12 protein-coding genes, 1 pseudogene and 1 riboswitch are annotated in these 13,760 nt (G+C 59.4%); of the genes and pseudogenes, 2 read left to right on the plus strand and 11 right to left on the minus strand.

The genetic code is table 11. From position 1 onward, the window contains the following. Positions 1 to 3: 3 nt before the first annotated feature. The 5 genes from nagA to metA form a co-directional block, all read right to left on the minus strand. The gene (gene nagA / locus EV281_RS21165) at positions 4 to 1,155 is read right to left on the minus strand and encodes an N-acetylglucosamine-6-phosphate deacetylase (protein ID WP_132655922.1); all 1,152 of its coding nucleotides are present in this window, start codon (positions 1,153 to 1,155) and stop codon (positions 4 to 6) included. Continuing rightward, a complete protein-coding gene (locus EV281_RS21170) occupies positions 1,155 to 2,186 on the minus strand; it encodes an SIS domain-containing protein (RefSeq protein WP_132655924.1) in 1,032 nt (343 codons plus the stop codon). The genes nagA and EV281_RS21170 overlap by 1 nt, the downstream gene beginning before the upstream one ends. After that, the gene (locus EV281_RS21175; protein ID WP_132655926.1) at positions 2,183 to 2,956 is read right to left on the minus strand and encodes a GntR family transcriptional regulator; all 774 of its coding nucleotides are present in this window, start codon (positions 2,954 to 2,956) and stop codon (positions 2,183 to 2,185) included. Before EV281_RS21175 ends, EV281_RS21170 begins: the two co-directional genes overlap by 4 nt. 116 nt (positions 2,957 to 3,072) lie before the next feature. Then, on the minus strand, positions 3,073 to 4,095 hold the full coding sequence (locus EV281_RS21180; RefSeq protein ID WP_132655928.1) for an aldose epimerase family protein: 1,023 nt from the start codon (positions 4,093 to 4,095) through the stop codon (positions 3,073 to 3,075). Between the two features lie 137 nt (positions 4,096 to 4,232). Further along, a complete protein-coding gene (metA, locus tag EV281_RS21185) occupies positions 4,233 to 5,156 on the minus strand; it encodes a homoserine O-succinyltransferase (protein ID WP_132655930.1) in 924 nt (307 codons plus the stop codon). A gap of 47 nt (positions 5,157 to 5,203) precedes the next feature. Further along, a riboswitch (SAM riboswitch) is annotated at positions 5,204 to 5,281 on the minus strand. 148 nt (positions 5,282 to 5,429) lie between these two features. Here metA and EV281_RS21190 point away from each other — a divergent pair. Beyond that, positions 5,430 to 7,268 carry an ABC transporter ATP-binding protein/permease gene (locus EV281_RS21190; RefSeq protein ID WP_132655932.1) on the plus strand — a complete coding sequence of 613 codons (1,839 nt, stop codon included), beginning with the start codon at positions 5,430 to 5,432 and terminating at the stop codon, positions 7,266 to 7,268. Positions 7,269 to 7,333: 65 nt separating this feature from the next. Here the strand turns inward: EV281_RS21190 and EV281_RS21195 are convergent, their stop codons facing one another. The 6 genes and pseudogenes from EV281_RS21195 to EV281_RS21220 all read right to left on the minus strand — a co-directional run bounded on the left by EV281_RS21195 (position 7,334) and on the right by EV281_RS21220 (position 11,893). Beyond that, positions 7,334 to 7,963 carry a hypothetical protein gene (locus EV281_RS21195; RefSeq protein ID WP_132655934.1) on the minus strand — a complete coding sequence of 210 codons (630 nt, stop codon included), beginning with the start codon at positions 7,961 to 7,963 and terminating at the stop codon, positions 7,334 to 7,336. 154 nt (positions 7,964 to 8,117) lie between these two features. Beyond that, positions 8,118 to 8,516: a VOC family protein gene (locus tag EV281_RS21200; protein ID WP_132655936.1), complete on the minus strand. Its 399-nt coding sequence runs from the start codon at positions 8,514 to 8,516 to the stop codon at positions 8,118 to 8,120. Between the two features lie 105 nt (positions 8,517 to 8,621). Continuing rightward, the gene (locus EV281_RS21205; protein WP_132655938.1) at positions 8,622 to 10,445 is read right to left on the minus strand and encodes an ABC-F family ATP-binding cassette domain-containing protein; all 1,824 of its coding nucleotides are present in this window, start codon (positions 10,443 to 10,445) and stop codon (positions 8,622 to 8,624) included. A 3-nt stretch (positions 10,446 to 10,448) separates the two neighbouring features. After that, positions 10,449 to 11,105: a thiamine diphosphokinase gene (locus EV281_RS21210; RefSeq protein WP_245508326.1), complete on the minus strand. Its 657-nt coding sequence runs from the start codon at positions 11,103 to 11,105 to the stop codon at positions 10,449 to 10,451. 60 nt (positions 11,106 to 11,165) lie between these two features. Then, a pseudogene (locus EV281_RS31755) lies at positions 11,166 to 11,361 on the minus strand (OmpW family outer membrane protein); the annotation flags it as partial. A gap of 4 nt (positions 11,362 to 11,365) precedes the next feature. Further along, on the minus strand, positions 11,366 to 11,893 hold the full coding sequence (locus EV281_RS21220; protein WP_132655942.1) for a MarR family winged helix-turn-helix transcriptional regulator: 528 nt from the start codon (positions 11,891 to 11,893) through the stop codon (positions 11,366 to 11,368). 116 nt (positions 11,894 to 12,009) lie between these two features. Here EV281_RS21220 and EV281_RS21225 point away from each other — a divergent pair, with 116 nt between their 5' ends. Then, a complete protein-coding gene (locus tag EV281_RS21225; RefSeq protein WP_132655944.1) occupies positions 12,010 to 13,551 on the plus strand; it encodes an MDR family MFS transporter in 1,542 nt (513 codons plus the stop codon). Positions 13,552 to 13,760 lie beyond the last annotated feature (209 nt).

Raw genomic sequence — 13,760 nt, forward strand, 5'->3', positions numbered from 1 at the left:
TCCTTAAGCCGCTTCGCCGCCAAGCCAAGTCGCCTTCACTTCGATTGTATCAGCGAAATGCACGAGATCGGCGCGCGCGCCCGGCGAAAGATGGCCTCGATCGGCAAGCCGCAGGAAACGCGCCGGATAGAGCGTTGCCATCCTCAACGCTTCGGCAAGCGTCAGTTCCAGATAGGTGACGCCATAGCGGATCGTTGACGCCATATCGACATCCGAGCCCGCCAGTGTACCGTCCGAAAGCACCAGCTTCGAGCAGAATCCGCCTCTTTCGCGCCGCACGGTGCGGCCATTCAGTGTAAAGGTATCCTTCTCCGAGCCGACGAGCGACATGGCATCAGTCACAAAGAACAGCTTGCCCTCGCCGCGCTTGGCGCGCAGTGCGGTTCGCAGCGCCTTCGGATCGACATGGTGTCCGTCGGCAATGATGCCGCACCAGACTGCTGGATGGTCGATCGCGGCCCCAACGAGCCCTGGCGCGCGATGCGCCAACTGGCTCATGGCATTGAAGAGATGCGTCACACCCCGCGCGCCGGCATCGAAGCGGGCTTCTGCCACTTCGCTGGTGCTATCGGAATGGCCGATGCTGACGATGACGCCGGCTTCGCTGAGCTCGCGCACCTGCGAGACCGTGATCTGCTCCGCAGCAATGGTGACAAGCAGGGTCCCGATCGCCTCACGCGCGGTGATAAAGGCCTTGATATCCTTGCCCTCAACAGGGCGCATCAGTTCCGCAAGATGGGCGCCCTTGCGAGCCGGCGCCAGATGCGGGCCTTCGAGGTGCAAGCCGGCGACTCCGCGATTGGCCTTCACGGCGACTTTTGCCGCTTCGATCGCCGCAGCCGTTGCGTCGGCGGTGTCTGTGATCAGCGTCGGCAGCAGTGCCGTCGTGCCGGAAGGGCGGTGCCCATCGGCGATCATGTACATGGAGTCCGGCGACGGTTCATCGTTCAGCATACGACCGCCGCCGCCGTTGACTTGCGCATCGATGAAGCCGGCAGACAGGACGCCGCCGTCAAGCGCCACGATCTCGCCTTCAGGCAGATCGCTCCGGCCGACGATCGCCTCGACGCAGCCGTCCTTGACGATCAATGCCCGCTCGTCATGAAAGCGCTCGCCATCGAAGATACGTGCACCGGTGAAGATCTTGCGGGTCATCAGACGGTCTCCGTCACCTTCAGCAGATTTGCTGGCTTGTCCGGATCGAAACCCTTGCGGCGGGTTACGGACTCGATCAGGCGATAATAGACGAGCAGCGAAACCAGGGGATCGACAAGACCGTTGCCTGTCGTCGGAACTTGCAAATTGACGCCTGCAAGCGGTTTTGTCGAGAAGGGCACGGTCGTCGCGCCGAGTTTCTGCAGCCGTTCCAGCGCCTTTACGTTATTGTTGAAGGCGGCATCTTCGGGCACGAAGCCAACAATCGGAAAGCCCGGTTGCACGAGGCGCATCGGACCATGCATCAGCTCGGCGAGCGAGAAGGCTTCTGCATGAAGGCCGGCCGTCTCCTTGGCCTTCAGCGCTGCTTCGAGAGCAATGGCATAGGCCGTGCCGCGGCCACCGGTGTAAAGCGATGCGGCGTTGAACAAAACATCTTCGGCTCTGGTAGTGTCGATACCGGACGTCGCAGAAAGTGCAGCCGGCAGCTTCTCCAGAGCAGCCTGCAATTCAGCCTTGTTACCGATTGCCGCCGTAACGCCAGCAAGGGCGGCGACCGACGCGATGAACGACTTGGTTGCCGCAACGCTCTTTTCAGCACCGGCATTGAGGCCGAGAACGATATCGGCCTGCTTGGCGAGCGGACTGTCGATGACGTTGACAACGGCAATCGTTGTCGCCCCGCCTTTTTTGGCCGCTTCCTGCAGCGCAACGATGTCCGGGCTGGCACCCGACTGGGAGACGGTAAAGTGGATGCCACTCTTCAGATGCAGAGGAGCGCCATAAACGGAAGCGATGGACGGACCGATCGAGGCGACCGGCACGCCGCAGGTGATTTCAAAGAGATATTTGAAGAAGGTCGCGGCATGATCCGACGAACCGCGCGCCGCCGTTGTCACCACGCTGGGGCGAGCGGACGAGAACAGCCGGGCGATTTCGGCGAAGACCGGTTTTTCCTTTTCGAGCAGCGTGGCGACCACCTCGGGCGACTGGCCCGCTTCCTGCAACATCAGCGACTGGTTCTCACTCATAGGTCATCTCCAATTCTCAGTTCAGCGACGAAATCATAGGCGTCACCACGATAATGCGAGCGGGTGTATTCAACGACGCGCTGGTCTTCCAGGCGCGAAACGCGTTCGATCAGAAGGGCCGGTGCCCCGACCTTGACGTTCAAGATAGCGGCCGATGAAGGGTCGAGCGTGACGGCGGTCAGCCGCTGCATGGCGCGCACCGGCTTGTGACCGTGAGCAGCGAGCGCATCATAGAGCGAGCCTTCGCCGCCAGCTTCCTCGCCCAAAAACTTGACCGGCACGACGGCGCGCTCGATTGCGAGCGGCAGCCCGTCGGCAAGGCGCAGGCGATCGAGCCGCAAGACCGGTTCATCCACACCAAGACCGAGCAGAAAGGATTCTTCCGGAGAAGGGTTATTGACTGTGCGCGACAGGATCTTCGCCGCCGGCGAGCGTCCGCGCGAACGCATATCCGCTGAGAAGGACGAAAGCCGCCACAGCGGCTGCTCCATGCGCTCCACCTTGCTGGAAACGAAGGTGCCGCTGCCGTGGCGCGATTCCAGTGCTCCTGACGTCATGAGATCGCGATAGGCTGTCCGCACGGTTACGCGCCCGAGCTTCAAGGCTTCCGCAAGATCGCGCTCGCCAGGCAGCGCCGTGCCGGGCTTCAGGAGACCTTCCTGGATGAGACCGGTCAACGCCAGCGCCAACCTCTTGTAAAGCGGTCCCGTTGCTGCTTCATCCCGCAGCCCACGGCCATTCAGTTCCGCTATCAGACTGGTTCTATCCATGGCCCAACAATAGAACCTATTTAGAACCAGACGGCAAGCCAGATTCGTATCGGCAAAAGAAAAACCCTCGCGGGACGGCAGCGAGGGTTTCATTGATCCTGATTGGACGAGCGAGTTCAGTTCTTCGTGAAGATATAATCCGTTTCCTGACGCAGCACTTCGCCGGGGCGCAGCACGGCATTCGGGAAGCCCTGATGATTGATTGCGTCCGGCCAGATCTGCGTTTCCAGGCAAAAACCGGCAAACGGACCGTATCTGCGGCCGTCGAGGCCAGGCACCGGTACGCTGAGCTTGAAACCGGCATAAAACTGCACGCCCGGCTCGGTCGTACGCACTTCCAGTGAAACACCGGAATGCAGGCTTCGGGCAAGTACCACGGATCGCTTGGCCGTACGCTCGTTCGAAAAGCAGAAATTATGGTCGTAGAGCGCCTGCTCGTGCCCGGCGAAACGCTTCATCGGCGCCATCTCGCGGAAATCGAATTCATTCCCCGCGACCGAACGGATCTCACCGGTCGGGATCTGCTTCTCGTTCGTCGGCAGATAGTGGTCAGCGGCAATCATGATGTCATGTGCGAGCGCATCTTCGCGGCCGTCGAGATTGAAATACGAATGCTGGCAGACATTGGCGAGTGTCGGTGCGTCCGTCGTCGTTTCGTAATTGACGGAAAGCTCGCCGTTCCCATGCACACGATAGGTCGCCTGGATGGTGCAGTTACCGGGATAGCCGGCGCGGCCATCGGGATCGACAATCTTCAGCACCACACGGTCGGCCTCGTACTCGACGATCGTCCAGACGAGCCTGCCGATATTATCGCTGCCGCCATGGAGATGGGTGACACCGTTCTCATTAAGCTCGAGTTGGTAGTCCTTGCCATCGAGCGTGAACTTGCCGTCGCCGATGCGGTTAGCGCAGCGTCCCGGCGTCGCGCCGAAGAAAGGCGAATGGTCGAGGTAGTCGTCAAAATTCTCGAAGCCGAGCACCAGCGGCGCATCATGCCCTTCGAGCCTTGCATCCTGGATGACCGCACCCCAGCTCAATACCTTGACCGTCAATCCGCCGCCGCGGATGATGACGCGATGAACAGTCTCCCCGTCCCTCGTCTGCCCGAAAACTTCTCGTTCCAACTTGTCCACCATGATCGCCGCTACTCCATCCCAAGGTTCAGGAACCGGAAACTGCCCCCATTTCCCGCAAACCGCAACCGGGCGGGGCTGGAAAACAAAACGCCGCCGCAAAAATGCGGCGGCGCATTTCTAAACCCAACCGGTGACCCTCAGATGTCCGAGCCGATCTCCTCGATATCGTAGGGCGTCGTCTGGTAGATCTCATTGATCCAGTTGCCGAAAAGCAGATGCGCGTGGCTGCGCCAGCGGTTCTGCGGCGCAAGCGCCGGATCATTATGCGGGAAGTAGTTGTGCGGCATCTTGATCGGCACGCCGGCATTCACATCGCGGAAATATTCCTCCGAAAGCGATGTAGAATCATATTCGACATGGTTGAAGATATAGAGCCGCCGCCCCTTCGGCTCGTGGACGAGACAGACGCCCATCTCGTTCGATTCCATCAGGATCTCAAGCCCGTCGACCTTCTCGATATCCGCGCGGCGCACCTCGGTCCAGCGCGACACCGGGACCTCGAAATTATCAGAGAAACCGTTGAGATAGACGGAGGAGGGCTTGAGGTTGTTGTGGCGGTAAACGCCGAAAGCCTTTTCCTTCAGTTCATACTTGGGCACGCCGTGGAAATGATAGATGCCCGCCATCGCGCCCCAGCAGACATTCATGGTCGAGTGGACGTTTGTCTGCGTCCAGTCGAAAATCTGCTGCATTTCCTTCCAATAGGTAACATCCTCGTAGGGAAGCGTCTCGATCGGCGCACCCGTGATGATGAAGCCGTCGAACTTGCGATGCTTCACTTCCTCCCAGGTCTGGTAGAAGGCGAGCAGATGTTCTTCAGGCGTATTCTTGGCCTTGTGGTTTCCGACGCGGATCAGCGAGAATTCCACCTGAAGCGGCGAAGCACCCACCAGGCGCGCCATCTGAACCTCGGTCTTGATCTTGTTCGGCATGAGGTTGAGCAGCCCGATCTGCAGCGGGCGGATATCCTGACGGATCGCCACGGTTTCGGTCATCACCCGCACGCCCTCGTTCACAAGCGTTTCGAAGGCAGGCAGCGTATCGGGGATTTTGATGGGCATTGCGGTCAACTCGATCAAAATAAAAAACCGGCGGCGAAAGAATCGCTACCGGTCCGCACGCGGCCCTTTAGCGACTTATTTAACGTGGCTGCAAGCCGGCCGGCCAAATCACCACGAGGTATCCTAGATAGCGCCAGTCCGGCTGCGAATCAACTGTCAATGCAGATAGCTACAAAAGCCATCACGCTTTCTTTATAGATGGTGGAATCTGTTGATGGACCAGTAACGCCCCCATGTTATTAATGTCAGGATGGGCGGATTTGGAAATTTGAAATGGCAAACGACGTAAAAAGGGGGAGGGGCATCCAGAGTCAGGACCGCGTAGGATATGATCTCAGCCTGACATATCGGCTTGGAGTGATGTTCTCCGCATTCTGGAATTCGCAGGTCCGCGGCAAGGTGCTGCTGCTTGCGACATCGCTTGTCATCATCATCCTGGCGACTGCCTATGGACAGGTGATTCTCAACGAATGGAACGCTCCCTTTTACGATTCCCTCGAACGCCGTGATCTTGGCGAGTTTTTCCGCCAGCTCGAAGTCTTCGTGATGATCGCCGGCGCATTGCTGCTGCTCAACGTGCTGCAGGCCTGGCTGAATCAGATGACCGCGCTCTACATGCGTGAGGGTCTCTCACGCGATCTCGTCGATCAGTGGCTGAAGCGCAAGCGTGCGCTGAAGCTCTCCGCCATCGGCATTATCGGCGTCAATCCGGACCAGCGCCTCCACGAGGACTCGCGCAACCTCGCCGAAAGCACCACGGGTCTTGCGCTTGGTCTCCTGCAATCGACCATCCTGCTTGTAAGCTTCATCGGCGTGCTTTGGGAGCTTTCAAGCGGCTTCATCTTCCGTATGGGCGGCCATAGCTTCTCCATTCCCGGCTATATGGTCTGGGCGGCGATCTTCTATGCCGCATCGGCCTCGGTATTGAGCCAGGTCGTCGGCAGCAAGCTCGTCAAGCTGAACGCCGACCGGTTTTCCAAGGAAGCCGAACTGCGCTTCGCTTTGATGCATGCCAATGAGAATATGCCGGCGATTACGGTGGCGCACGGCGAGGAGAACGAGCGCAAGCGCATCAACGCCGACATCAGCAACGTTCTCTCGGTCATCAAGCGTCTCGCCATGGCCAACACAAACCTGACATGGGTCTCGGCAGGTTACGGCTGGCTGGTTATCGTTATTCCGATCATCGTTGCGGCACCCGCCTATTTCTCCGGCGGCCTCACCTTCGGCCAATTGATGGTATCGGTCGGGGCCTTCAATCAGGTCAATACGGCGCTACGCTGGTATGTCGCCAACTTCGGCCCGATTGCCGAATGGCGTGCCACGCTGATGCGCGTCACCGATTTCCGCCAGGCGCTTCAGGAGATGGATGACGGGTTCGATGTAAAGGACGCCATCATCTACGAGGAAACCGCGCCCGACACCCTCACACTGAAGGATATCGTCATTATCGCGAAGCTCGGCGAGGATATCGATGACTGTGGCGGCTTTCGGATGCGCGAGACGGACGTGACGATCAAGGCTGGTGAAAAGGTCATGATCAACGGTGATCACAGCGTGAACCGCCGCCTGCTCTTCCAGGCGATGGCCGGTCTCTGGCCCTCTGGCAAAGGCACTATGGGGCTGCCGCCTGCCGCCGACATGCTGTTCATCCCGCAGGTCGCCTATATTCCTGGCGGCTCGCTACGCGAGGCGATCGCCTTCCCCGAAAAACCTGAGACCTATGATAATGCGGCGGTCGAAGCCGCGCTTGAAGCCGCTGGCCTGCATTCACTGATCGCACGCCTCGATACGAAGGCGCGCTGGGACAAGATCCTTGATAGCGACGAGCAGAAAGCCATCGGTTTTGCCCGCCTGCTTCTCGTCAAGCCGCGCTGGGCCGTTTTCGACGAAGTGCTCGAAGGCATGGAACCCGAGTGGCAGCATACGATGACCAAGCTGCTCGCAACGATGCCGGATACCGGCATGATCTATATCGGACGTTCGGAAGCCTATATGGAAGCACTGCATCCGCGCACGCTGCACTTGCTGGCTCTGCCTTCAAAGCCGAGCGAGGAACCACCTGCAGCGTCAGCGGGATCGAGCGCCGTGGCCGCCGCCCCGGCGCTCTAAAGTAGTTCCAGCATAGTCTTTGCAGTTCTGTGTCCGGAATTGCGTGAAAACAAAGTCCGGAAATCCTACATCGGCGGCATCACGCCATTGACGCCGATGGTGACTTGCGCGGCCGAGATGTTGCCGTCGGCCGCCTTCTCCGCCATGACGATCACGCCGGCGCCGGGCTTCAGGTCATCCTTGGTTGCCGCCGCAAATGTGACAATCGGTGTACCGTCGGCAATCGAGATGATCTTTTCCTTGCCCTGATAGGTGAGCGTGATCGTATGGCCGTCGACGGCCTTGACCGCATTGCTGACGGTCGCATTCGTCATCGAGCTGTTCGGCTGAACATCCCACGGGCGGCTGCCTTCGCCGGTGCCCTTCATCGCGGCCGGGAAGATCAGCACTTCGATTGCGCCGTCGGGCCCAGTGCCTTTCGGCAGCGAGGCCACGCCTACAAAATCGCCGACCTTGATGTCGTCGACCGAGGCCTTCTTGATGCCGGCGACCTTCCACCCCGATTTTAGTGCGACTGTCGCATCGCTGCCTTCGCGGGTCTTGACGATCAGCATGTCGCCGTTGAGGCTCTCGATGGTGCCGCGCACACGCACGCGCTGGTTTTCCTGAGCGCTCGCCGCCTGCGAAAAGCCGATCATGATGAAGCTGCTGGCGGCAAGCGCCATGAATATTCCGGTATAGGATTTGCGAGACATGTGACTCTTCCTTCTTGCCCTGGTCGGCGCGATCCCTATTGCCGGAGTGGCACTCTAAGCCGCTTGACGCAGCATGGGCCAATCAAGGAAAAGTGAGGAAGCGGGCTTCCGGCAACCGCGGGAGGCCCGATAAATATCTTGTGAAAATACCGGTTTAGCCGGCCGGGGACATATCCATGTACATGATTTCCCAGACGTGGCCGTCGAGATCCTGGAAGCTGCAGCCATACATCGGTCCCATATCAAGGATCGGCTTCCAGGGCTTGCCGCCAGCTGCCAGCGCCTTCTTGAGGTAATCGTCCACTTCGGCGCGGCTGCCGGCCGAAAGGCAGGTCAGCACTTCCTTGCCCCTGGACGTATCGGCAATATCGCCTTCGATGAACTGCTGGAAATGGCCATGGGTCAGCAGCATCACATAAATATTTTCCTCAACGATCATGCAGGCGGCATCGTCGTTGGTGAAGGCAGGATTATAAGAAAAGCCGAGTGCCGAGAAGAATTCCTTCGACTTGCCGAGGTTCTTGACCGGCAGATTCACAAAAATCATGCGCATGAAAAAATCTCCGTTATGACGTGATGGCACCATGCCGTTGATCACGTTCGGCTCAAAGACGGAGGGAAACCGCCGGATCCGACATTTCAGGAGATTTTTATTGGATCAGCCCTCCAGCTCCTCGCGCAGCATTTCAAGCTCCAGCCATTCCTCTTCCATTTTGGTCATGCTTTCCCGCAGCTTCTCCATCTCCGAGGCCAACCGATTGAACGTTGCCGGATCCCTAGTGAAAAGATTTGGATCGGCCATTTTCTCCTCGCGCTTAGCGATTTCGGCCGCAGCTTTCGCCATTTCCTTCGGCAGGTTTTCAAGCGCGAATTTTTGTTTGTAGGAGAGCTTGCCCTTAGAAGCAGAAGGAGAAGCGGCAGCGGCCTCCTGCGCCTTCGGCTTTTCCGCCACCTTCTCCGCCCTACGGCGTTCTTCTGCCGCACCCTTGCGCTGTGCCAACATGTCCGAGTAGCCGCCGGCATATTCGATCCAGCGCCCGTCCGGCGCCTCCGGATTTGCAGGCGCGATTGTCGAGGTCACCGTCCGGTCGAGGAAATCGCGGTCGTGGCTGACGAGGATGACGGTACCGGCAAAGCCGGTGACGATCTCTTGCAGCAAGTCCAATGTCTCGATGTCGAGATCGTTGGTCGGTTCATCAAGGATGAGCAGGTTTGCCGGTCGCGACAGGATGCGCGCCAGCATCAGCCGTGCGCGCTCGCCGCCGGAGAGATTTTTGATCGGCGTGCGCGCCTGCTCCGGCTGGAACAGGAATTCCTTCATATAGCCGGTCACATGCCGCTGCTCGCCGTTGACCAGGAGGTTCTCGCCGCGCCCATCCGTCAGGTAGTTGGCAAGCGTGTCCTCCGGGTTGAGGTCCTCGCGCTTTTGGTCGAGGGTGGCAATCTCGAGATTGGTGCCGAGCTTTACGGTGCCGCTATCGGACGCAAGCTGGCCGGTCAGCATCTTCAGAAGCGTGGTCTTGCCGGCGCCGTTAGGTCCGACGAGACCAATGCAATCGCCCCGATGTACGCGGACCGAGAACGGCGCGACGATTGGCCTGTCGTCATAGCTCTTGGTGATCTTGTCGGCCTCGATCACCAGCTTGCCGGATTCCTGCGCGTCTGAGGTCGTCGCCTGCACGGTTCCCTGCGGCCCCTTATGGCCGCGATATTGCGCGCGCATGGTCTGCAACTCGCCGAGACGACGCATGTTGCGCTTGCGCCGCGCCGTCACGCCGTAGCGCAGCCAGTGTTCCTCGCGCTCGATCGCCTTGCCGAGCTTATGCTGCTCCAGTTCCTCGGCCTCCAGCACCTGGTCGCGCCAGGCCTCGAAAAACGCAAAGCCTCTGTCGAGACGCCGCGATGTACCGCGATCGAGCCAGACGGTCGCCGTCGATACCTTTTCGAGGAAGCGGCGGTCGTGCGAAATCAGCACCAGCGCGCTGCGCGTCTTCTGCAATTCGCCTTCCAGCCATTCGATGGTCGGCAGGTCGAGATGGTTGGTTGGCTCGTCGAGCAGCAGAATATCGGGCTCCGGCGCCATTACGCGTGCAAGCGCGGCGCGGCGCGCCTCACCGCCGGAAAGGGTCTTCGGGTCTTCTTCGCCGGTCAATCCGAGATGCGAGAGCAGGTAGGTGACGCGGTAGGGATCGTCGCCCGGCCCGAGCCCGGCTTCAGCATAGGCCTGCACAGTCTCGAAGCCGGCAAAATCCGGCGCCTGCTCCAGATAACGCACCGTGGACGCCGGATGACGGAACACTTCGCCCGACTGCGCGTCGACAATACCGGCAGCAATCTTCAGAAGCGTCGATTTGCCCGAGCCGTTGCGGCCGACAAGGCAGATCTTGTCGCCGGGCCCCACCTGCAGGGCGGCGCCTGCCAGAAGCGGCGTGCCGCCGAAGCTCAGGAAAATATCGTCGAGTTTCAGGATAGGAGGCGCCAAGTATCAGACTCCGGAAAGATCATAGGGCCGCGCGAGCACGATGGCTCTGCCGCTGGCAAGCGAGAAGCGCACGAGGCCTTCCGCGACATTGGAAATGGTGCGTGACGAGCCGAAGGGCAAATGGAAGTCGGCGAGCGGATAGCGAGCATTCTCGATGAAAAGCCCGGTGAGTTCGCTGAACCCCGGCACGGAAAACAGGCTACCCGGCGGAAGATCGATCTCCAGCGAACCGGGAAGCAGAGGCACGGCTTCCTCGCTGCCCGAGGTTAGAAGAACGTCGAAGCCTTCTTGCGCCAGTTCGACACCATAAAGCAGATGCTGAAGCGCATGGTCGGAGCGTTCGCCGCCCAGCGCACCGGCAAGGATCAAGCGTTTAGCGCCACGCTCGATCGCTGCGGAAACGGCGATTTCACCATCCGTTGCAGCCTTTGCGGCTGGATAAGGCTGGCGTGGCACATTGGGAAAAGCACCATCAAGATCGGGCGGCGTCGAATCGAAATCGCCGACCCACAATTCCGGCACAACACCAAGCGCGGCTGCATGGCGCATGCCGCCGTCAGCCGCGATGAACCGGCTTTCCCGCACGGCGTCGCGCAGACGATCCGTCAGGATCAAAGCGCCGCCAAGCAGAATGGTGAAGGTGGATTGGCTCATGGGCATTGCCCATAGCGCAAACGGGGGGTGAAGGGGAAGAGGCGCCGGATATCTGGCACCTTTCTCTTAGAAGCGGTAAGTCACATCGGCGCCGATCAGCCAGGGATCGAGCTTTGGCTTGCCGCTGACATCGGCACCGCCGCGATCGCATCAAAAATTCGGGCGCAAGAAAATCTTCTTCACATCAAGGTTCGCACCCCGATGTTCATCGAACATGTAGCTCGAAGCCTGCCTGCAACGCGACACCGAAGGTGTTTTTCACGTCCTCAGCCTGGAGTATCCTTGTCGCGGGATAGGAAAATAGCTTCGTAGCCACTGATGAATTTCTCAAACAACACCGAGAAACTATCAATCTCTTCCTGGGGCCACTCACGCACGACTTCGGAGACGAAAGAGAGCTTCTGAGCTTGGATTTCCGCTAGTAGCTTCTCCCCAATCGGAGTCATGACAACGACGATGCGCCGCGCATCTGCCTGCGATGCCTCGCGGCGCAGAACGTTGCGGCCAACCATATCGGACACAACACGGCTTGCCCGCGACGGATCGATACGCAACATCTCGGCGATCGCACCGACGGTCACCTCGCCATTTTCCTGCGCGCGGCGCACGGCATCAAGCACATCGAGATGCGAGAGCTCCAGATCCGGTGCCACGCTCTGAATTGCCAGACGGCCGATCAGCCGGCGGCCTGTCATCATCCGCATGCGCGTCATGGTGCGGCCGATGCGCGGCACGCTATCCATGGAAACATCCTTAAGCTCTGTGGTTCTTGTCTCGGTCGGGGTCTCAATCATGACGGAACCATAACAGATCGGAATCGAAAATAGAATATGCTAACGTCAATATTATGCCATTGACAAATACGTGCTATTAGCACATAAAGCCTCGACGTAACGACATTGGTCCTCCCATGGATATGCAACTTGCCCCCGCGCCGCTCGTGACAGACCCCCGTAAGCGGCTCATCCTCTTTTTCTTTCTGATGACCGCAATGTTCATGGCGACGCTGGACAACCAGATCGTCTCCACCGCACTGCCGACCATCGTCGGGGAATTTGGCCATCTGGACCGTTTCGGCTGGGTCGGCTCCGCCTATCTGCTGGCGCTCAGCGCCGTCATGCCTCTCTATGGCAAGCTCGGTGATCTTTTCGGTCGCAAATATGTGATGATGACGGCAATCGCGATCTTCACAATCGGTTCGGCGGTCTGCGGCTTCGCCGTGTCCATGAACACGCTGATTGCCGCCCGCGTGCTGCAAGGTTTTGGCGGTGGCGGCATCATGGTTTCGATCTTCGCCGTCAATGCCGATCTCTTCGAGCCGCGCGAACGCGCTCGTTACCAAAGCTATTCCAGTCTCGTGCTGATGGCCTCGGGCGCGATCGGCCCCGTCCTCGGGGGTACGATGAGCGATCTCTTCGGTTGGCGCTCGATCTTCCTCGTCAACGTGCCGATCGGCTTCATCGTGCTGACCGGCCTTGCTTTCATGCTGCCCTACCGCAAGCCGCATCGTCGTCCGAAGATCGACTATGCTGGTGCATTGCTCCTGGCTCTGACGACGACCAGCATCGTGCTGGCAACCGACAGCAGCGAACTTTTCGGCGCGCTGCTCTCTCCGCAGAGCATCGGCATCATAGCCTTCGGCGCGGTCTGCGCCGTCACCTGGGTTTTAGTCGAGCGCCGCGCACCGGAACCGATCGTGCCAATGCAACTGTTCCGCAACTCCACCTTCAGTCTGTTGTTGGTGATCTCAATCATGGGCGGCGCAATCGCCATCGGCATGGTGAATTACCTAGCCCTCTTCCTGCAGACGACGACAGGTCTTTCACCCTCGGGCGCCGGTCTCCTTTTCATCCTCCTGACAGGCGGTCTCGTCGTCGGCTCTTTGAATGCCGGCCGCATTATTTCGAAGACCGGCCGCTACAAGCCCTTTGCCATCGCCAGCATGACCTGCAGCGCCATGGCATTCGCGCTGATCTCTCAGGTTCATGCCGGCACCCCGATTGTCTTCATCGGCGCGATCATGCTGCTGCACGGCATCGGCATCGGCCTTGCCCAGCAGGTTCCGGTCATCGGCGTGCAGAATGCCGCACCGGCCCGCGACGTAGGCGCGGCGACGGGTTCAGTCACGCTATCGCGCATGGGCGGCGCTTCGATAGCCATTTCTATCTACGGCGCGATCATCGCCTCGCAGCTCGGCAAGATCGGCGCCTCCATTCCCGGTGTGATAAATATCGAGGAACTGACACCGAAAATGATGGCAGCACTTCCCGAGGCTAGTCGTCACGCCGTCGCAGATGCCTATTCTGCCGCCTTCTCGCCGCTGTTCCTGACTTCCTGCGGCATCGCGCTCATAGGTCTGGTTGCAGCAATCATGCTGAAGCCTGTTCAGTTGCCCCGCGCAAGCGAACAGAAGACTGGCCACGCCAGCGTCGCCGAAGCTGCAGCGGAATAAACTGAGGCGCGGGACTTTCGCGCGCCTCATCATTTCAGCCGAAGCAAAAGCACTACTATTAATTGCACTCCTCGCGCGAGCGTTATAGTTAGTCGCGTCAGTCGACCTCTTGACCAATTTTTTCCGCAGTGTGGCCGGAATCTGCCCTTGCGATGGAACTTTCGCCATAATTTCATTGGAGCGAGAAAGTGCCTCGACAGGCGGGGCAT

It is taken from the genome of Rhizobium sp. BK418 (genome assembly GCF_004341105.1).
GTDB lineage: Bacteria > Pseudomonadota > Alphaproteobacteria > Rhizobiales > Rhizobiaceae > Rhizobium.

Excerpts from the sequence above, each read along its gene's own strand:
- EV281_RS21195 (WP_132655934.1), bottom strand. The coding sequence starts at position 7,963 with ATGTCTCGCAAATCCTATACCGGAATATTCATGGCGCTTGCCGCCAGC.
- EV281_RS21175 (WP_132655926.1), bottom strand. The coding sequence starts at position 2,956 with ATGGATAGAACCAGTCTGATAGCGGAACTGAATGGCCGTGGGCTGCGG.
- nagA (WP_132655922.1), bottom strand. The coding sequence starts at position 1,155 with ATGACCCGCAAGATCTTCACCGGTGCACGTATCTTCGATGGCGAGCGC.
- EV281_RS21200 (WP_132655936.1), bottom strand. The coding sequence starts at position 8,516 with ATGCGCATGATTTTTGTGAATCTGCCGGTCAAGAACCTCGGCAAGTCG.
- metA (WP_132655930.1), bottom strand. The coding sequence starts at position 5,156 with ATGCCCATCAAAATCCCCGATACGCTGCCTGCCTTCGAAACGCTTGTG.
- EV281_RS21180 (WP_132655928.1), bottom strand. The coding sequence starts at position 4,095 with ATGGTGGACAAGTTGGAACGAGAAGTTTTCGGGCAGACGAGGGACGGG.
- EV281_RS21170 (WP_132655924.1), bottom strand. The coding sequence starts at position 2,186 with ATGAGTGAGAACCAGTCGCTGATGTTGCAGGAAGCGGGCCAGTCGCCC.
- EV281_RS21220 (WP_132655942.1), bottom strand. The coding sequence starts at position 11,893 with ATGATTGAGACCCCGACCGAGACAAGAACCACAGAGCTTAAGGATGTT.
- EV281_RS21210 (WP_245508326.1), bottom strand. The coding sequence starts at position 11,105 with ATGCCCATGAGCCAATCCACCTTCACCATTCTGCTTGGCGGCGCTTTG.
- EV281_RS21190 (WP_132655932.1), top strand. The coding sequence starts at position 5,430 with ATGGCAAACGACGTAAAAAGGGGGAGGGGCATCCAGAGTCAGGACCGC.
- EV281_RS21225 (WP_132655944.1), top strand. The coding sequence starts at position 12,010 with ATGGATATGCAACTTGCCCCCGCGCCGCTCGTGACAGACCCCCGTAAG.